Origin of the sequence: Providencia sp. PROV175 (assembly GCF_032707045.1) — a bacterium.
GTDB classification, from domain to species: domain Bacteria; phylum Pseudomonadota; class Gammaproteobacteria; order Enterobacterales; family Enterobacteriaceae; genus Providencia; species Providencia hangzhouensis.
Genome location: NZ_CP120533.1, coordinates 1,780,700 through 1,801,166 on the forward strand (window position 1 = coordinate 1,780,700; position 20,467 = coordinate 1,801,166).

At 41.7% G+C, this 20,467-nt stretch carries 15 protein-coding genes and 1 tRNA gene; 12 read left to right on the forward strand and 4 right to left on the reverse strand.

The genetic code is table 11. The annotated features are described in order from the left end of the window. Positions 1-267 precede the first annotated feature (267 nt). Both P3L44_RS07810 and P3L44_RS07815 read right to left on the reverse strand, forming a co-directional pair. Entirely contained in the window at positions 268-1,533 is a 1,266-nt protein-coding gene (locus P3L44_RS07810; protein ID WP_241544534.1) for a tyrosine-type recombinase/integrase, read from the reverse strand. Between the two features lie 195 nt (positions 1,534-1,728). Continuing rightward, positions 1,729-1,803: transfer RNA gene (locus P3L44_RS07815), tRNA-Arg, on the reverse strand. Positions 1,804-2,158: 355 nt separating this feature from the next. Here P3L44_RS07815 and mlaA point away from each other — a divergent pair. Continuing rightward, positions 2,159-2,911, forward strand: a complete 753-nt coding sequence (gene mlaA, locus P3L44_RS07820) for a phospholipid-binding lipoprotein MlaA (RefSeq protein ID WP_140172338.1) — start codon at positions 2,159-2,161, stop codon at positions 2,909-2,911. A 570-nt stretch (positions 2,912-3,481) separates the two neighbouring features. Here mlaA and fadL read toward each other — a convergent pair. After that, entirely contained in the window at positions 3,482-4,765 is a 1,284-nt protein-coding gene (fadL, locus tag P3L44_RS07825; protein WP_110591940.1) for a long-chain fatty acid transporter FadL, read from the reverse strand. A 353-nt stretch (positions 4,766-5,118) separates the two neighbouring features. Here fadL and P3L44_RS07830 point away from each other — a divergent pair, with 353 nt between their 5' ends. From P3L44_RS07830 to sixA, 4 genes are all read left to right on the forward strand, one after another. After that, positions 5,119-5,415, forward strand: coding sequence for a YfcZ/YiiS family protein (locus P3L44_RS07830; RefSeq protein ID WP_004257173.1), 297 nt, complete (start codon positions 5,119-5,121; stop codon positions 5,413-5,415). Between the two features lie 272 nt (positions 5,416-5,687). Next, the gene (gene fadI, locus P3L44_RS07835) at positions 5,688-7,007 is read left to right on the forward strand and encodes an acetyl-CoA C-acyltransferase FadI (RefSeq protein WP_272662599.1); all 1,320 of its coding nucleotides are present in this window, start codon (positions 5,688-5,690) and stop codon (positions 7,005-7,007) included. Beyond that, positions 7,007-9,229: a fatty acid oxidation complex subunit alpha FadJ gene (gene fadJ, locus P3L44_RS07840; RefSeq protein WP_272662597.1), complete on the forward strand. Its 2,223-nt coding sequence runs from the start codon at positions 7,007-7,009 to the stop codon at positions 9,227-9,229. Before fadI ends, fadJ begins: the two co-directional genes overlap by 1 nt. Positions 9,230-9,573: 344 nt before the next feature. Continuing rightward, a complete protein-coding gene (gene sixA, locus P3L44_RS07845; RefSeq protein WP_004257190.1) occupies positions 9,574-10,056 on the forward strand; it encodes a phosphohistidine phosphatase SixA in 483 nt (160 codons plus the stop codon). A 19-nt stretch (positions 10,057-10,075) separates the two neighbouring features. On the opposite strand, the gene smrB is transcribed toward sixA, so the two are convergent. Then, positions 10,076-10,618 (reverse strand): endonuclease SmrB, encoded by a 543-nt coding sequence (gene smrB / locus P3L44_RS07850; protein WP_004257192.1) that lies wholly within the window; start codon positions 10,616-10,618, stop codon positions 10,076-10,078. Between the two features lie 224 nt (positions 10,619-10,842). On the opposite strand from smrB, the gene hutI reads away from it, so the two are divergent. The 7 genes from hutI to aroC all read left to right on the forward strand — a co-directional run bounded on the left by hutI (position 10,843) and on the right by aroC (position 20,466). Then, entirely contained in the window at positions 10,843-12,081 is a 1,239-nt protein-coding gene (gene hutI, locus P3L44_RS07855) for an imidazolonepropionase (RefSeq protein ID WP_272662596.1), read from the forward strand. Positions 12,082-12,351: 270 nt separating this feature from the next. After that, positions 12,352-13,089 (forward strand): histidine utilization repressor, encoded by a 738-nt coding sequence (hutC, locus tag P3L44_RS07860; protein ID WP_036957971.1) that lies wholly within the window; start codon positions 12,352-12,354, stop codon positions 13,087-13,089. A gap of 322 nt (positions 13,090-13,411) precedes the next feature. Continuing rightward, positions 13,412-15,091, forward strand: coding sequence for a urocanate hydratase (hutU, locus tag P3L44_RS07865; RefSeq protein WP_272662595.1), 1,680 nt, complete (start codon positions 13,412-13,414; stop codon positions 15,089-15,091). Between the two features lie 12 nt (positions 15,092-15,103). Continuing rightward, positions 15,104-16,636, forward strand: coding sequence for a histidine ammonia-lyase (gene hutH, locus P3L44_RS07870; protein WP_140172344.1), 1,533 nt, complete (start codon positions 15,104-15,106; stop codon positions 16,634-16,636). Positions 16,637-16,725: 89 nt separating this feature from the next. After that, positions 16,726-18,117: an amino acid permease gene (locus P3L44_RS07875; protein ID WP_036957973.1), complete on the forward strand. Its 1,392-nt coding sequence runs from the start codon at positions 16,726-16,728 to the stop codon at positions 18,115-18,117. A gap of 212 nt (positions 18,118-18,329) precedes the next feature. Next, a complete protein-coding gene (gene prmB, locus P3L44_RS07880; protein WP_004257202.1) occupies positions 18,330-19,262 on the forward strand; it encodes a 50S ribosomal protein L3 N(5)-glutamine methyltransferase in 933 nt (310 codons plus the stop codon). 115 nt (positions 19,263-19,377) lie between these two features. Beyond that, positions 19,378-20,466: a chorismate synthase gene (gene aroC, locus P3L44_RS07885; RefSeq protein ID WP_272662594.1), complete on the forward strand. Its 1,089-nt coding sequence runs from the start codon at positions 19,378-19,380 to the stop codon at positions 20,464-20,466. Position 20,467: the final 1 nt, after the last annotated feature.

Here is a 20,467-nt window from a genome sequence, read left to right on the forward strand (position 1 = left end):
TCATTTTGCGCGGGTGAAAACGAAAAAAGCCCCTGTCCAATAAACTAGGGTCAGTTCATTAGGACAGAGGCTCTTGCTTTGGTGGAATATGGGTTACAAACTAAAATGCATTATAATAAAACTGTGATCATGATTACGTTTTTAGGTATAAGCTATTCCGAAATTACTTTATTTTGGCTTTCCAAAGAATCCATGTAGTCGGCATACTACCGCATTATTTCACTTCTCGTATTGCAAATGGATCTTCTATATGACATGGTTAAAGTCTTAGTGATTCATGGGATTATTCAATTTAGCAAAATCGAAAGGTGATATTGTTTTCTCCCGATTAGCATCCAAATAATCAGCCCACCACTGCACCATAAGCCTCCGTTCCTCAATATGCTCAGCTTTATGAATGTAAGCTGCCCTCACTGAATTACGTTCTTGGTGGCTCATTTGCCTTTCTACTGCATCCTTCGACCATAACCCTGATTCAATCAACGAGCTACATGCCATTGTTCTGAAGCCGTGCCCGCACACTTCTGTTTTTGTGTCATAGCCCATGACTCGTAAGGCTTTATTGACGGTATTTTCACTCATTGGTTTAAAGGGGTTATGAGCGCCTGTTAAAATAAGTTCATGTTGACCAGTCCAAGCGTGTAATATTTTAAATAATTCTATTGATTGTTTGCTAAGGGGAACTAAATGAGTTGTACGCATTTTAGCTCCACGATGAGAGTATTTTACCCCGGGAATTGGTTCTCTTTTTGGAGGAATAGTCCAAAGAGCCTTTTCTAGATCAATCTCTGACCATCTAGCATAGCGTAGTTCACTTGAGCGAGTGAAAACAAGAAGACTAAGATTGACAGCTATTTTAGTCATAGGATGTCCCTTGTAGTTATCAATTCGAGTGAGTAGTTCAGATAATTGTTCCAGTTCAAGTGCAGGGCGATGTTGAGATTTCGCAGTAGTAATTGCACCAGCTGTATCAATAGCTGGATTATAGTTAATTATCCCGGATTGGATAGCGTAACGCATAATAGCGCCTATACGCTGCTGTAGCCTAACAGCGGTTTCAAATGCTTCTTTACTTTCAACTGCCCTAATGGGGAGTAAAAGATCAGGAGTATTTAAAGATGAAATATCTCGTGAACCAATAAAAGGGAATATATAAGTTTCTAAGCTTCTAATAACTCTCAAGCTGTGGGACTCTGACCATTTCTTATTTGAAGAGTGCCATTGCCTAGCTATAGATTCAAATGACAAGTTTGTATTTGAGATAATCTTGTTTACTCTTTTTTGTTCACAGGGGTCTATACCATTTGCAATTAGTTTTCTAGCATCATCCCGTTTGGTTCGGGCTTCAGATAATGAAATTGTGGGATATAAGCCCAATGCAAGGGTATTCTCTTTGCCTTGATGGCGGTAACGCATTCTCCAATATCGTGAACCATTAGGATGGACAAGTAGGTGTAGACCTAATCCATCTGTAAGTTTATATGGCTTAGTATCGGGTTTCGCTGCCCGAATTTTTGCATCAGTTAGAGGCATAACTAGATTCCAAAATAAAAATTGAGGGTATAATATATATCGAACTATTTTATACCCATAATTGTACCCTCACAAGAGGCTTGATGTAGGGAGAGTTAAGTTGAATTCGGTTGAGTTAAAAATGAAGAATTGGACTGGTATAATAGGTTATTTAAGAGGTTAGGAGAGTTATGTGGACTTCTGTTGAATAAAGGATGGTGCCCCCTGCAGGAATCGAACCTGCAACTAGCCCTTAGGAGGGGCTCGTTATATCCATTTAACTAAGGGGACTTTTGGAGTCATAATTATGACAGCGAAGGCATTTTACTGTTCAGGTCTAATTGAATCAAGTTGTTACGGGCAAATAATCTAATTTATCTTCCATAAATGTTTTTTTGACTATTTTTTACTCTAAAATAGGGTGATTATCATTTCCATAATTAAGGGAAGCGAGCATTTCTGCTTTGTACTAATTGTTCAATTTTCTTATAATAAGAATATGATTAAATGGCGTATAATTAATCCTTAAGGTAATTAAATAACTCAAAAGGATTAACATAATTCTTTTTTTAGCCTTACTATAAGCAAAACAGTTATTACAGTGGAAAGTACCGTAGTGGAACGGTGCAGGGAATGGAGAAATGTTATGAAGTTTCGCATGACGGGCGTTTTTCTGGCAGGGGTGCTAATTGCAGGTTGTGCAAGTAGCATTGATCCAGAAACACATGAGCGTTCAGACCCCTTAGAAGGGTTCAACCGAGCAATGTTTAATTTCAACTATAACGTCCTCGACCCTTATGTGTTAAGGCCAGTCGCTGTTGCTTGGAATGATTATGTCCCGATGCCTGCCCGTAATGGATTAACCAATTTTTTTGTTAACCTTGAAGAACCTGCAAGTATGTTGAATAGCTTTTTGCGGGGTGAAGTCACTCAAGGTTTCAAACATTTTAACCGCTTTTTCCTTAATACCGTCTTTGGTATGGGGGGACTCATTGATGTTGCATCAATGGCTAATCCTCAGCTAGTTAAAGAAGAACCTAAACGCTTTGGTAATACATTGGGTTATTACGATGTGGGCTATGGTCCTTATGTGGTGTTACCGGGGTATGGCAGTGCAACACCGAGGGAACAAGGGGGGGACTTAGTTGATGATTTATATCCAATGCTAAGTTATCTCACATTTTGGATGTCAGCAGGTAAGTGGGCACTAGAAGGGATTGAAACCCGAGCAAGGTTATTAGATTCAGATGGATTATTGAAGAACTCTTCAGACCCGTATTTAATGATGCGAGAAGCTTATTTTCAACGTAATGATTTCTTATCAAGTGGTGGTGCGTTAAAAGCCATGGAAAACCCAAATGCAGCAGCAATTGAAGACCAGCTTGATTCGATAGATTAGTAAATTGAATTGTTTTGGAAGGTTTATCACTCTCTTGTATACGAATGATACTAGAGAGTGATAAATAAAAAGCTAATCATTGTCTCGCTTTCCTCGTTGAGAGACGGTGTCAATTAAGGCTATTACCCCTAATACACCAATAAAACCGACAGTAAACAGTGTTCCCATAAAGCCTCCTAAGTTTTAGTCATTGTAGCCTCTTTTACATGCCTTTCGGCTTTAGCCAATAATAGAATATAGCGTGATTAATACAGTTTGATGAAAAAGCCATACATATTAGTGGATATCATCAGTATAAAATATGCTATTAGGTTGTACTTGCAAATAAGAACATTCAGAGAATGAATGGTAATCTAATGAAATATAAAGCGATTTATCTTAAAAATGCGATAGTGTGTATTTTATAAAGAAATGATGAGGTGAACTCATGTGCTTAACATTTAATTTACATATGATGCGGATTAGGGTCAAGAAAATTTATGTTAAGTTTTGAAAATTAGTGAGATGAGATAGTTGAAGTTGAAAATAGTATCAGGGAGTGAACTCCCTGATACTTAAAAATTCAATTAATTAGAATGTATAGTTGAAGTTTACGCCGTATAACCAAGCAGAACCTTCAGATTTGAAGCGAGTTGTTGTGCTTGGGTCACCTTCTTTTAACATTTCATTGATATTAACCTTCTTGCCATGCATATAAGCAATACCCACATCAACAGAAGTGTTTTCATTGAATGCGTAAGTTGAGCCCGCACTTAACCAGTAGCGATCTTGGTCAGGTATAGAAATTGAACGGTATTCTGCACGAACAGGCGTTTGGTCGTAGGCGATACCGGTACGGAATGTCCAGTTGTCGTCATAGAAATAAGTGGTACCCAAAGCTAAACGCCAAGCATCTTTGAAATGCTCAGGTTTATGGAATAGCTCTTTGCCATTACTTTTTTGATAAGCGGTTAACTCTTTAAATTCACTCCAGCCAGTATAGGCAACACTGTAGTGTAGAGCCCACTTAGGTGCAACTTTATGGTACCCGGAAAATTCCCAGATATCAGGTAAATTAAGGTCAAGTTTACCTTTAACACTGCCACCATTTAACCCACCAACCATGGCAGGAAGGTCGTTTGAAAATTTACCATCTTCAAATTTAACTTTAACTTTTGAGCGATACGTTAAGCTTAAACGGTTGTCTTGATTAAACTCATACAATATACCTGTATTCCAACCATAGCCCCAGTCATCACCTTTGAGTTTAGCGGCTGTTGTACTTGATGTGACGCCAAGCGCAGGAGGAAGTTGAGATGCCCCTATTCCCATATGACGTGTGATTTCGGCATCAGCATAGACTGCATTAACGCCTAAACCAAAGCTAAAATTGTCATTTAAACGATAGGCGCCGCTTAGATTTAAGTTAACCGTTTTTAAATCTGTTTTCCCACCAACAGGTCCACCTGCATAATCTTTAGGAAAATCGGTAGCTAAACCAAAGTTGGTGGTCATTGAGGTACCAACAGCCCACTTGTCATTAATTGGGAAAATGAAATGGGCATTGGGCACAACGGCACTTGGTGCTATATCATTGGCAGTAAAAGCACTGCTATCACGCCCTTTAATATCAACACTTGGGTCAATATAAACAGCACCAATAGAAAGAGAAGGGCGATCAAACAACATCATGGCAGCAGGGTTTCGGCTTCCCTCACTTGCGTTGTCGCCCATCGCACCAGCCCCCGAAAACGCGCGTCCCAGTGCGGATGTAGAATATTCATTAAGCAAAAAACCAGCCGCGCCTGCGTTGGATGATACAATTGCCACTGCTATTGCTAAAGCTGATCTAGAGAACAGGTTTTTCTGGTTCATGACCAAAACCCTCTTATGTTTTATTTTGAATAAAGCGACTTCTATCGCAAGAAGCGCAGAATTGTAGGGTCCCTTGCCGCTATGACAAATCAGACCAGTTACTAGAGTATAGGTCTGACCACCTGATATGTTGCAAGCTTGTTTTGCAGTTATTGTGACTTTGTTTTCAAAAATGCGACATATTTAACAAAATGGCAACATAAACTGACGAATTGGGAGCAATAAGTATACGAATACGGGGTAAGATCAAACTTATGTTTAATTATTAGCGATATATTTTGATACACACTAGTTTTTAGCACTTTTTCAGCGTTATGATAGCAGCTTAACAGTTTGTTTATTTGGAGAGTAAGATGACTGATGCGATTAACCGTTGTAGCGCGGATGAAACCGCAGCCTGCTGCTGTGTAGATGTGGGAACAGTATTGGATAATAAAGACTGTACTGCTTCGTATCAGCATGTTTTTGCTACACAAGGTGAAGCAGAAACCATGTTGAAAACACTCACAGAGAAAGCAAAATCTGTTGAGTCAGACCCTTGTGTAATAACTCATTCTATCAAGTCTGTAGAGGGTGGAGTTGAGCTGACGGCTGAGTTTAGTTTTAGCTGTGAAGCTGAAAGCCTGATTTTTCAATTAGGCCTTCGTTAATCAAACGATTGAATTTACTCTAATTTGCCTTTTATCACTAAAACGATGGTGTGATTAACGTTCAGTGGTAAAAGGCTTCCTTTATCTTTTCACTTTCTTCTATTGCAAATCGCTGTGTTTTTACTCTAAGTTGCGTACCTGCTCGCATTTTTTATTAATACCCATTGATAATTGTGAATTTTATGTTAACAATCATTACAGGTCAGACCTCTTTGTCCGCTTAGTGAGTTAGTTAACTATAATTTTCATTTTTGCTTTTAGCAGGAGCGACCATGAATCAATATCTCCACCATGGTGAAAATACAGATAAAACAAAAGAAAGGATCGCCATTGTCAGTGGTCTACGCTTGCCTTTTGCAAAGCAATCTACGGCATATGCAGGAATTCCAGCCGTCGATTTAGGTAAAGCAGTCGTTGCTGAATTATTAGCCCGCAGTGATTTAGACAAAAACCTTATTGAGCAACTGGTATTTGGGCAAGTAGTACAAATGCCTGAAGCGCCGAATATTGCGCGGGAAATTGTTCTTGGAACAGGTATGAGTGTCTCAACAGATGCCTATAGTGTATCAAGAGCCTGTGCGACAAGTTTTCAAGCAATTGTTAACGTTGCTCAAAGTATGATGGTAGGTGATATTTCTATCGGTATTGCTGGCGGGGCCGATTCATCTTCTGTGCTTCCTATTGGCGTATCAAAAAAATTGGCCGAGACGTTATTAGCATTAAGCAAAGCAAAGTCTGTTGGGCAAAAATTATCATTGTTAGCGAAATTACGTTTGAAGGATTTAGCGCCAGTTGCACCCGGTGTTGCGGAATATTCTACAGGGCTGCGTATGGGAGATACCGCGGAGCAAATGGCGAAAAGTTATCAAATTAGCCGAGCCCAGCAAGATGAGCTTGCTCATCGTTCGCATATATTAGCGACAAAAGCGTGGGAAAATGGTGCTTTAAATAATGAAGTTATGACTGCGTATATGCCTCCCTTTAAGCTAGCATTTTCCCAAGATAACAATGTACGAACAAACTCAGTATTATCATCTTATGCGAAATTAAAACCTGCCTTTGACCGTAAACACGGTAGTGTTACCGCCGCAAACAGTACTCCGCTGACCGATGGCGCCGCAGCAGTGTTGATGATGACAGAATCTCGTGCGAAATCGTTGGGTTATACACCGTTAGGCTACATTCGAAGCTATGCGTTTTCAGCGATAGACGTATGGGAAGATATGCTATTAGGGCCTTCTTATGCCACACCACTCGCATTAAAACGTGCAGGGTTATCGTTGCAAGATTTATCCTTGATTGATATGCATGAGGCCTTTGCTGCGCAAACGCTCGCTAATTTACACATGTTTGGTAGCCGTAAATTCGCTCAGGAGAAACTGGGAATGGATAACGCAATTGGCGAAGTGGATATGGCTAAATTTAACGTCTTAGGTGGTTCTATCGCGTATGGGCACCCATTTGCAGCCACAGGCGCACGAATGGTGACTCAAACCCTAAATGAATTGCGCAGACGGGGTGGTGGTTTTGGTTTAACAACAGCTTGTGCTGCGGGTGGTTTAGGTGCAGCAATGATTTTAGAGGTGGAATAATGGCTCAAAATTCTGCTACAGAAGTTGCGAGAGAAACAATACAACAAGCTTTTAGCTTAGATATTTATGGCGAAAACGTGGGGGTGATCTTCATTGATGTTCCCAATGAAAAAGTCAATACATTAAAAGCTGAGTTTGCGGAGCAATTCCTTGCGATTTTACAACAAGCGCAGTCTACCTCTGGCCTGAAAGGGTTAGTTATTACCTCAGGAAAAAAAGATAATTTTATTGCTGGTGCGGACATTAGCATGATAGCAGGCTGTGAAAATAAGTCCCAAGCCAGTGAATTGTCAAAAGCAGGTCATGTACTGTTTGATAAAATCGATAACTACCCATTGCCTATTATTGCTGCGATACATGGTGCGTGTTTAGGGGGTGGGCTAGAGCTTGCTTTGGCATGTCATGCGCGGGTTTGCTCCAATGATGATAAAACGAAATTAGGCTTGCCTGAAGTACAATTGGGGCTATTACCTGGCTCCGGGGGAACTCAGCGTTTACCTCGGTTGATTGGTATTCCGCATGCATTGGATTTAATGCTGACAGGCCGCCAGCTAAAAGCTAAACAGGCGCTGAAATTAGGGTTGGTTGATGATGTGGTTCCTGAGTCTATTTTACTCGACGTTGCAGTTAAAATGGTGAAAAAAGGGGGCGTTCAGCGTCCTGCTATTCATTGGCAACAGCGCTTATTAAGCAGCAAATTACTTCGCAATAAAGTGTTCGATAGCGCCAAACAAAAAGCACTCAGCAAAACCAAAGGCCATTACCCAGCCCCTGAAAAAATTATTCATGTTGTGAAAACAGGAATGAATAAAGGGTTGCAAGCCGGTTATGCAGAAGAAGCGAAAGCCTTTGGTGAGCTTGTGATGACACCAGAGTCTGCTGCATTACGTAATTTATTTTTTGCGGTTACTGCGTTAAAAAATGAAACGGGGGCACAAGCAACACCCTTGAAGATTAATCAAGTTGGTGTGCTTGGTGGCGGGTTGATGGGGGGCGGAATTGCTTATGTCACCGCTTTTCAAGGTAAATTGCCGGTTCGTATTAAAGATATTTCAGATAAAGGTGTCACCCAAGCTTTGCGTTATAGCTGGGATCTACTGACTCAGCGAGTTATCAAGCGGCGGTTATTAGCCCGAGAACGTGCCGCTATTATGGCTAAGGTATCAGGCATATTGAGTTATCAAGGGCTTGAAAACGCAGATATTGTTATTGAAGCCGTGTTTGAAGATTTGGCTCTAAAACAAAAAATGGTTGCTGAAGTTGAACAGATGTCGAAACAACAAGCCATTTTTGCTTCTAATACATCATCTTTACCTATTCACCAAATTGCACAGAAAGCGATTCATCCCGAAAAAGTGATTGGCTTACACTATTTTAGTCCCGTCGATAAAATGCCGTTGGTTGAAGTCATCCCTCACCAACAAACAGACGAAACAACGATTGCAACCGTTGTTGCTTTAGCAAAACGTCAAGGTAAAACAGCCATTGTCGTAGGGGATGATGCCGGTTTTTATGTAAATCGCATTTTAGCGCCTTTCTTGTGTGAAGCTGCTCAATGCCTTGTTGAAGGTGAATCAATAGAACACATTGATCGCGCTTTAATTGAATTTGGCTTCCCTGTTGGGCCATTTAATTTGTTGGATGAAGTGGGCATTGATGTAGGAACAAAAATTTTACCGATTTTAGTTGAACGTTTTGGTGAGCGTTTCAAAGCCCCTGATATCCTCGACAAAGTCGTTAAAGATGGCCGTAAAGGTAAGAAAAACGGCAAAGGTTTTTATAAATATGGTCATCACACCAATAAGTTGTGGTTTTGGAAAAAAGCCAGTAAACGTCAAGTCGATAAAACCATTTATTCACTGATTGGCGTAGTTCCCAACAATACATTGACTAAAGCGGATATTGCACAGCGCTGTGTCATGATGATGCTTAACGAAGCTGCCCGCTGCCTTGATGAAAACATCATTAAAAGTGCGCGTGATGGGGATGTGGGAGCGGTATTTGGTATCGGTTTCCCGCCCTTCTTTGGTGGTCCGTTTAGGTATATGGATAGCCTAGGGATTGCAAAAACGGTGGAAACTCTGAATAACCTCGCCGTGAAATATGGTGATAAATTCCAGCCTTGTGAATTGCTATGTAACATGGCAGAGAATAATCGAACCTTTTTTTCTACCAATGTAGAAGGTGGGGTTGATGTAATAAAACCAAGTAATGAACAATAATGGCGCGGTAAGCTAGCCTATTAGCTGTTTGTTGCTTTTTTAATAAAACCAATCAATGCCTGATACCAAACATATTTTTGGTTATCAGGCTTTTTTAAGTAAAGTTCGCATGATTAGAATAAATAATTATATTATCTTTAACTGATTGATAATAAATAGCAAATTTTAGCCCACAACATAGCCAGCTAAAGAAACATACATAAAAATCTACCCAAATCATTTTCTTTGTTGGTCATTTCATGCAGAATCACATTTCACCCCAACTGATGGTTACTTTTACAACAATTATCTTAACAACAAAAGAATAACCACCTTAATAAGGTAGGTTACTCAGATGGTGGATTATGCAAGTTTACATTATGCGTCACGGTGATGCAGCGATACAAGCGCCTAGCGATGCTGAGCGCCCATTGACTCAAAAGGGAAAAGACGACTCAGTATTAATGGCTCAATGGTTACAGAACCAAGGTATTAAGATTGATTCGGTGTTAGTAAGCCCTTATTTAAGAGCCGAACAAACTAGGCAGGTTGTGAGTCAATACCTTGATTTGCCAGCAAAGTCGGAAATTTTAGGGCAATTAACACCTGGAGGGAATGCTGAATTTGTGGCTGATCATATTCGAGACCTTGCTGTGCTAGGTGCAAATGCGATATTAGTTGTATCTCATTTACCGCTGGTTGGTTATTTAGTATCGGAGCTGTGCCCACATAAAGAACCACCTATGTTCACCACATCAACAGTTGCATGCGTAGATATTGATGTGGCTCATCAGAAAAGTCATTTCGAATGGATGTTGAGCCCATCACAATTGCTGTTTGCTAAATAATACAGAACAGTATGAGCGCTTAACGGCGAGCGCTCTCTGCAGTTTCAATAAGTAGTAATAAGGCAGCATTACCACCCCATTCTTTAGGTGCTTGGTGAAAAGCAATAATATCAGGATGTTGGGCAAGCCATAGTGGTGTTTGCTGCTTTAAAACATGCTTGCCATGGCCGTGCATAATGCAGGCACAATAGACATTTTCACGCTTACAGGCCGCAATAAGCGCGCCAATTTCTTGTTTTGCTTCCATTTGTGTTAAGCCATGTAAATCTAAAAATAGCTCGGGAACGTAGTCACCCCGACGAAGTTTCTTTAATTCATAAGGGTTGGCTTCTGGCCTTAAATAACGTGTAGGCCCTTCATTTTCAAGTTGAGGCTGGAATTCATCTGAAAAATAAAAAGAGGCGTCAACCTGTTCTTGCATGACTTTTTTATTTGATGCTTGTGTCACTTTGGCACGTACAGGTGCGTGCAGGACTTGGTCCTGACGGATTTTTTTTGCTCCATTAATGGCTTCTTTGAAAAGACGAATGTCTTCATCTTCTAGACCAAATTTTTTCTTCATAATTTTAGTAATGTATTTTTGTGATTAATTTTTCTGGTTGCTAGTGTAACTCATTTTTAATGAATGGTGATAATCGTAGATTGTTCGCGTGAAGTAACATATTTATAACCTTTTTACAGGTAAGCATTGACAAAAGGGGACTTGCTAGTCTAATTGTATATACATATCTATACGATTTATTAATGCAATGAATAAAACTGAATTCAACAACAATAGGAAAAGCGATGGTATTCAAAACACACTCTCGGGATGTCGTTTGGCGTAATGGCCGTATTGCCACTATGGATCCAGTACTATCAGCCCCTTATGGACTGATTAATCACCATGATTTAGTTGTTCGTGATAATAAAATAGTTGCAATTGTTCCTACTCAAGACATTGAATTGAATGACTGCGAAGTTATTGATGTCGAAGGTAAATTAATAACTCCTGGATTAATCGATTGCCATACACATTTAGTTTTTGGCGGCGACCGAGCTTCTGAATGGGAACAGCGAATGAATGGGGTTTCTTATGAAACTATTAGTGCGCAAGGTGGCGGAATTAATTCGACTGTGCGTGAAACCCGCAAAATGAGCGAGAACGAATTATTTGATCGGGCAAAGCCAAGGCTCGAAGCATTAATTCAAGAAGGTGTCACAAGTATTGAAATGAAATCAGGCTATGGGCTCGACTATGAAAATGAAGAAAAACAATTATTAGTCGCAAAGCAGTTATCTGCACAATATCCTATTTCAGTCAGTTCAACTTTACTTTCTGCTCACACTGTCCCCGCTGAATATAAAGATAAACCTGATGAATATATTGATTTGATTTGCCAAAAAATCATGCCTGAATTATGGGAAAAAGGCCTGTTTGAGGCAGTAGATGTTTTTTGTGAAAGTGTGGGATTTTCCCTTGCTCAAAGTGAAAAGTTATTTTCAGCGGCTCAGAAGTTAGGGATCCCAGTAAAAGGGCATGTGGAGCAGTTATCAAACTTAGGTGGCAGCGAGTTGGTTGCCCGCTACAAAGGTTTGTCGGTTGACCATATTGAATATTTGGACCTAGAAGGGATTAAAGCACTTAAAGCGAGCGGAACCGTAGCCGTCTTATTGCCGGGGGCATTTTATTTTTTACGGGAAACCAAACTACCACCAATTGAGCTGTTACGGGAACATGACGTTCCTATGGCGGTCTCAACAGATTTTAACCCAGGTACCAGCCCTTTTGCCTCATTGCGTATTATTATGAATATGGCGGCCGTATTATTTAAGCTGACACCTGAAGAGATATGGGCAGGGGTGACACGTAACGCTGCGAAGGCGTTAGGCCGCGAAAATAGCCATGGGCAATTAAAAGTGGGTTTTGTTGCGGATTTTGTTGTGTGGAATGCGCAAGAGCCTGTTGAAATGATTTATGAACAAGGGAGTAATCCATTGTTCATCAGAGTGCATGGAGGCAAAATTACCCATCGAAACGGGTGATATATGTGACCCGCAGTTCTAGCTACGAAAATAACAATAATTAATAGCGGTAAATGATGTTGTTTGCCGCAATTTACCCTAAATATTTTCTGTTTTTTGTTTGTTTTTATTAAAATTACATCGTTTAATTATGTGAATGCTTAATAATTAAGCATGATGTTTTTATTCGCGACTGTCAGGATAAAAAATGTCCGATAGCACTAAGGTCGTGTTGTATGCTATGCAATGAATAGCATATTAATACTTAAGATTTTAATCATTAAATTGGAAATGACTGTGACAGCCGATAAAAAGGATAAACAGGGGGCACCGCTCCCACTCTATTTGCAAGTAAAACAATCGATAATTGAAAAGATCCATACGGCAGAGTGGAAGGCAAATGACCGTATTCCATCTGAGTCTGAGCTCGTGACACAGTTTCAATGTAGCCGGATGACCGCTAACCGAGCACTACGTGAATTAACGGCTGAAGGGTTATTGGTTCGCTTGCAAGGTGTGGGAACGTTTGTGGCTGAGCCAAAGGGGCAATCCGCACTATTTGAAATACACAGTATTGAAGCCGAAATACTGGCAAGAAACCATAAATACAGTTGCAGGATCATTAAGCTCGAAGAAATACAAGCGTCTCCAGCGCTCGCAAATGAATTAAATATCAGCCCAGATAGCGCCGTGTTTCATTCTATTATTGTTCATTTAGAAAATGATGTCCCTGTACAAATTGAAGACAGATATGTCAATGCCTTAGCAGCACCTGACTATTTAAAGCAAAATTTTTCATCGATTACACCGCATGATTATTTGTCTCAAGTCGCTCCTTTAACACAAGGGGAGCATATTGTTGAGGCCGTAGAGGCAGATGAGCGCTCAGCGAGGTTATTGCAAATTACCACAGGCGCATCTTGTTTGTTAATTACAAGGCGTACTTGGTCCCAGTCTTTCACGGTGACAAGTACCAAACTATTGTTTCCTGGTCACCGCTATAAGCTTAAAGGTAGTTTCACGTCATAAGTTATTTCTCCACGTAAAAGTATGGGCGGAATGATATACAACATATTTTCCGCTTATCGTATCGAGTGCATGCCTTCTTTACCTATTTTGTGTGAATTTATTGTAAATCAAATGTGATCTAGTATGCAGATTTAGAATAAAGAAAATACAGCAAAATATCAGGTGATTTATTTATTCCATTGTTTTATTTGACTAAAAATATTTTTATATCATATTTTTTTAATCTTTATGTTAAAAGATTAATTGATCGTACATGTATATACAACTATATCTATAAGAACAGTAAAAGGTCGTTAATGGACAGATAAAAGAGGGTATACAAGTGACAGGACTGAATAATAAATATCGAAATATCGAAATTAGGGCGCCGCGGGGGAGCACATTAAGTGCCAAAAGTTGGCTCACTGAAGCCCCATTACGTATGTTAATGAATAACCTTGACCCGGATGTTGCAGAAAACCCTCATGAATTAGTGGTCTATGGTGGCATTGGGCGTGCGGCACGGAATTGGCAATGTTATGACCAAATTGTTGAGTCCCTGAAACAGCTCGAGAGCGATGAAACACTGTTGGTACAGTCAGGTAAGCCCGTCGGTGTTTTCAAAACCCATGCAAATGCTCCACGTGTTTTAATTGCTAACTCAAATATAGTGCCACATTGGGCAAACTGGGAGCATTTCAATGAGTTGGATGCGAAAGGCCTCGCCATGTACGGGCAAATGACGGCAGGTAGCTGGATTTATATCGGTAGCCAAGGCATTGTTCAAGGAACGTATGAAACCTTTGTGGAAGCCGCTCGTCAGCACTTTAATGGTGATTTAACCGGGCGTTGGGTATTGACTGCAGGTTTGGGTGGAATGGGGGGAGCGCAACCTCTTGCTGCAACATTGGCTGGTGCATGCTCATTGAATATTGAGTGCCAGCAAAGCCGTATTGATTTCCGTTTAAGAACTCACTATGTGGATGAACAAGCGGCCGACCTTGATGATGCATTAGCGCGTCTTAAAAAATACACATCGGAAGGAAAAGCCATTTCTATTGCACTGTGTGCCAATGCCGCTGAAATTCTTCCTGAGCTTGTCAAACGTGGTGTAAAACCGGATATGGTGACCGATCAGACAAGTGCTCATGACCCGCTAAATGGTTATTTGCCAATTGGGATGAGCTGGGAAGAGTACCGTGAACGCAGTGTTCAAGAGCCCCAAGCCACCGCGTTGGCAGCGAAAAAATCTATGGCTGAGCATGTTAAAGCCATGTTAGCGTTCAAACAACAAGGCATTCCTACGTTTGATTATGGGAACAATATTCGCCAAATGGCGTTGGAAATGGGCGTAGAGAATGCGTTTGATTTCCCTGGTTTTGTGCCTGCTTATATTCGCCCACTATTTTGCCGCGGTGTTGGTCCATTCCGCTGGGTTGCGTTATCAGGGGATCCTGAAGATATCTATAAAACCGATGCGAAAGTGAAAGAACTTTTACCGGATGATAAGCACTTGCACCGCTGGTTGGATATGGCGCGTGAACGTATCAGCTTTCAAGGTTTGCCAGCGCGTATCTGTTGGGTCGGGCTTGGGGATCGCGTTAAATTAGGTTTAGCATTCAATGAGATGGTCAGAAGCGGCGAGGTTTCGGCTCCAATTGTTATCGGCCGTGACCACCTAGACTCAGGTTCAGTAGCAAGCCCAAATCGAGAAACAGAATCCATGAAAGATGGCTCTGATGCTGTTTCAGACTGGCCGTTACTCAATGCGTTATTAAATACAGCCAGTGGTGCGACGTGGGTGTCTTTACATCACGGTGGTGGCGTAGGCATGGGCTTCTCTCAGCACTCAGGGGTAGTGATTGTGTGTGATGGAACGGATGAAGCTGCAGAGCGTATTGCTCGAGTATTGCACAATGACCCGGCAACTGGTGTCATGCGCCATGCTGATGCTGGCTATGATATTGCTATTGCTTGTGCGCAAGAAAAAAATCTTAATTTACCAATGATTAAAACACGTTAAGGAGTGCCATTAATGACTAAGTTAACTATTCACCCAGGAAAAATGACACTCGAAGACCTCCGCATTGTTTTCCAACAAGCAGTAACAGTGGTATTGGATAAACGCGCTCACACGGCTATTGAGAAAAGTGTGGCGACGGTCAATAAAATTATTGAAGAAGATAGAACCGCTTACGGTATCAATACGGGGTTTGGTTTGCTTGCCAATACTCGCATTGCGACTAAAGATCTGCAATCATTACAACGCTCTATCGTGATGTCTCACGCTGCGGGTGTTGGCGAGCCGTTAGATGACGACCTCGTGCGTTTAATCATGGTGCTCAAAATTAATAGTTTAGCTCGTGGTTTCTCGGGTATTCGTCTTGAAGTCATTAATGCCTTGATTGCATTAGTGAATGCACAAGTTTATCCATTTATTCCTGCGAAGGGCTCTGTGGGGGCTTCTGGCGACTTAGCGCCATTAGCACATATGAGTCTAATTCTGTTAGGGGAAGGGAAAGCACGCTATGAAGGCAAATGGATTTCAGCGAAAAAAGCGTTAGAAAAAGCAGGGTTAGCGCCACTAAAATTGGAAGCTAAAGAAGGTTTAGCCCTATTAAACGGCACGCAAACCTCCACGGCTTTTGCGTTGAAAGGGTTATTTGAAGCAGAAAAATTGCTGTTATCTGGCATTGTTTGTGGTGCGCTTAGTGTTGAAGCTACACTGGGCTCTCGTAAACCGTTCGATGCACGCGTGCAAGAGGTTCGAGGGCAAAAAGGGCAAATTGATGTTGCGGCGATGTTCCGTGATGTTTTATCACCGACCAGTGAGTTGGCGAAGTCCCATGAGAACTGCGTGAAAGTGCAAGACCCTTATTCACTACGTTGTCAGCCACAAGTGATGGGGGCTTGTTTAACCCAAATTCGCCAAGCCGCTGAAGTGATTTTAATTGAATCAAATGCCGTGTCGGATAACCCGCTAGTCTTTACCGATAATGGCGATATTATTTCAGGTGGTAACTTCCATGCAGAGCCTGTTGCTATGGCAGCCGATAATATTGCGCTTGCGTTAGCGGAAATCGGTGCGTTATCTGAACGCCGTATTGCATTATTGATGGATACCCACATGTCACAGTTGCCTCCTTTCTTAGTGAATAATGGGGGGGTTAACTCAGGTTTTATGATAGCTCAAGTCACCGCGGCTGCATTAGCCAGTGAAAACAAAGCATTAGCCCATCCTTCGAGTGTTGATAGCCTGCCGACATCAGCCAACCAAGAAGACCATGTCTCGATGGCGCCTGCCGCGGGTCGTCGTTTATGGGAAATGGCAAAGAATGTCACGGGTATTTTAGCCATTGAATGGCTTTCAGCGTGTCAGGGAATGGATTTCCGCGAAGGTTTGAAATCGAGTGAAACCTTGGAGAAAGCACGTAAAACATTACGTGACCAAGTGGCTTACTATGATAAAGACCGTTATTTTGCCCCTGATATTGAAGCGGCAATTAATTTAATTAACCAATATAAACTGTCCGCGCTTTTTAAGGACGGCACTGTTTTCCCTAACTAGTCTATCAAGCAAATAAAAGGTGGCCGGCAATGTACTGGCCGCCTGAAGTATTTATCTGCACGACAATAAAATAATACGAAGGATAAATCATGCAAAGCACATCACAACTTGCGCGAGGGCTTTCTGCGCGCCACATTCGATTTATGGCTTTAGGTTCTGCGATTGGTACAGGTTTGTTTTATGGTTCAGCGAAAGCAATAGAAACCGCTGGTCCCGCGGTATTACTCGCCTATATTATCGGCGGTGCCGCAGTGTTTATGGTTATGAGAGCGTTGGGTGAAATGGCGGTCCATCGGCCACTTGCTGGGTCGTTCTCACAGTATGCTAGTCATTATTTAGGGCCGAGAGCCGGTTTTTTTGCGGGTTGGACCTATGTTTTTGAAATGCTTATTGTTTGCTTGGCGGACGTGACAGCATTTGGTGTTTATATGAAACTGTGGTTTCCGGAGGTTGCGCAGTGGATCTGGGTGTTGAGCATTATTTTCTTTATTGGTGCAATAAACCTATGCCACGTGAAAACTTTCGGCGAAATGGAGTTTTGGCTTTCAATCATTAAAGTTATTGCGATTATTGCAATGATTGTTGGTGGTGCAGCCATTATGATGTTTGGCTTTGGCCAAGCGGCAGACCATGCGGTTGGGGTATCAAACTTATTTATTCACGATGGGTTTATGCCAAATGGTATTGGTGGGGTGATTGCTTCCTTTGCCGTGGTGATGTTTGCGTTTGGGGGAATTGAAGTTATTGGTATTACCGCGAGTGAAGCGAAAAACCCGGAAACCACTATCCCAAGAGCGATTAATGCCGTGCCAATTCGCATCTTACTGTTTTATGTCCTGACCTTATTTGTCTTAATGTGCATTTACCCGTGGAACCAAATTGGGCAGCAAGGTAGCCCGTTTGTGCAAATTTTCGATAGTTTAGGTATTCAATCTGCAGCGAATATCTTAAATATTGTGGTGATCACTGCGGCAATTTCGGCAATTAACAGCGATATCTTTGGTGCTGGGCGTATGATGTATGGCATGGCACATGAAGGACAAGCGCCAAAAGCCTTTACCAAGCTGACAAAAAATGGTGTGCCTTGGATGACGGTATTAGTCATGGTTGCGGTGCTGTTAGTCGGAGTGGTATTGAATTATGTCATTCCTGATGATGTGTTTGTAGTGATTGCGTCAATTGCAACATTTGCCACCATTTGGGTATGGTTGATGATTTTATTGTCACAGTTTGCAATGCGTAAAAAAATGTCGCCAGAAGAAATTAGCCAATTAAAATTTCCTGTACCTATGTGGCCTGTTGCTCCTATTTTAGCCATCGCATTTATGGTATTTGTTTTTGGTGTACTGGGGTATTTTGAATCAACACGAATTGCACTCTATGTCGGAATTGTTTGGTTAGTATTACTGGCTATCGCCTATGCACTTTGGGTCAAAAAACCTACGAAAGAGGCGGAAGTCGTGCTGCAAAACGAAAGCTAATATTGTTACTTTCTTACTGAGCTTGTTATTTTTCTCACGCCCTTTAGCTAAAATAAAGGGCGTTTTTACATCACCGCATTCATTAATAAGCGCGATAACCAGACTTTTTGGGCAAATTTTATTATATTAATCTGCTGATTTGTCTTTCACTTCGTGGCAAACTTTAGTTATTCATATATTCCCTTTCAAAATACAGGCTGGAGAACCCCTTCTTGGAAAAGATTTTCGTTGATGAAGCCGTTGCAGAACTTCATACCATTCAAGATATTTTGCGTTGGACGATGAGCCGCTTTAATGCGGCTAATGTGTACTATGGCCACGGTACAGATAACCCATGGGATGAGGCGCTACAATTGGTGTTACCAACACTTTACTTGCCTCTAGACCTGCCCGATGAACTATTAACATCCCGCTTAACGCCAACAGAGCGTCACCGTATTATTGAGCGTGTTTTACGCCGTATCAATGAGCGTATTCCAGTTGCATACCTGACAAATCGTTCATGGTTCTGTGGTCATGAATTTTATGTTGATGAACGTGTGCTTATCCCTCGCTCGCCAATTGGTGAGTTAATCAATAACCACTTTGTTGGCTTAGTGGCTGATGAACCGCAAACCATTCTTGATTTATGTACCGGAAGTGGTTGTATTGCGATTGCTTGTGCTTATGAGTTCCCTGATGCAGAAGTCGATGCGGTTGATATTTCAAGTGATGTGCTGGCGGTGGCTGAACAAAATATTGCCAATCATGGTTTAGAACACCGTGTGATACCGATTCGTTCTGACTTATTCCGTGATATGCCAGAGGTTAAATATGACCTGATCGTGACGAATCCACCGTATGTTGATGCGGAAGATATGGACGATTTACCAGAAGAGTTTCGTGTCGAGCCTGAATTAGCACTGGCTGCTGGAAGTGATGGTTTGAAACTGGTACGCCGTATTTTAGCGAATGCCCCGCGTTTTCTGACGGAAGAAGGGGTGTTAGTGTGCGAAGTGGGTAACAGTATGGTTCATTTAATTGAACAATACCCTGAAATTCCATTTATTTGGCTGGACTTCGAATACGGCGGTGATGGTGTGTTTATGTTAACACGTGAGCAACTTGTTGAGCACCACGCACATTTTGAGCTTTATATCGATTAATCAACAGTTGCGTGATGTTCCAAGATCATGTAATCAATAATAACGACACAACGATATAATAACTAACAACCAAAATTCTTGGTAAAACAAGAATGGCTTAGAATAGGAAACTCCGATGGCAGGAAATTCAATTGGGCAGCTGTTTCGTGTGACCACATTTGGGGAATCACACGGGGTTGCATTAGGTTGCATCGTCGATGGGGTTCCCCCAGGCTTAGCACTAACAGAAGCAGATTTACAAAAAGATTTAGACCGTCGCCGTCCAGGAACATCACGTTATACGACTGCGCGTCGTGAACCTGACCAAGTAAAGATTTTATCGGGTGTATTTAATGGGGTAACAACCGGAACCAGCATCGGTTTATTGATTGAAAATACTGACCAGCGTTCGCAAGATTATGGTGCAATCAAAAACGTGTTTAGGCCGGGCCATGCGGATTACACTTACGAACAAAAATACGGCCAGCGTGATTACCGTGGTGGTGGCCGCTCATCAGCACGTGAAACGGCAATGCGTGTTGCGGCAGGCGCGATTGCGAAAAAATATTTACAAGAAAAGCTCGGTGTGCAAATTCATGGCTGCTTAACGCAAATGGGCTCCGTCGCTTGTGAAATTAAAGACTGGTCAATTGTCGAAGAAAACCCATTTTTCTGTCCAGATCCAAGCAAATTAGAGGCTCTTGACGAATTATTGCGCGGTTTAAAGAAAGAGGGTGATTCGATTGGCGCTAAAATTACTGTCATTGCAGAGCATGTGCCTGCAGGCTTAGGTGAGCCCGTATTTGACCGATTAGATGCCGATCTCGCTCATGCATTAATGAGTATTAATGCAGTGAAAGGGGTGGAAATTGGTGATGGCTTCGGTGTTATTGCGCTTAAAGGCAGCGAAAACCGTGATGAAATTACACGAAATGGTTTCACATCAAACCATGCAGGCGGTATTTTAGGCGGTATTAGCAGTAGTCAGCCTATCATTGCACATATTGCGTTAAAGCCGACATCCAGTATTACCGTTTCAGGTAAAACATTAAACCGTGATGGCGAGGAAGTGGAAATGATCACCAAAGGGCGTCATGACCCTTGTGTAGGCATTCGCGCGGTACCGATTGCGGAAGCAATGATGGCGATTGTTCTAATGGACCACTATTTACGTCATCGTGGCCAGTGTGCGGATGTAACGCCAGCAATGGAACCTTTTGAGTAAT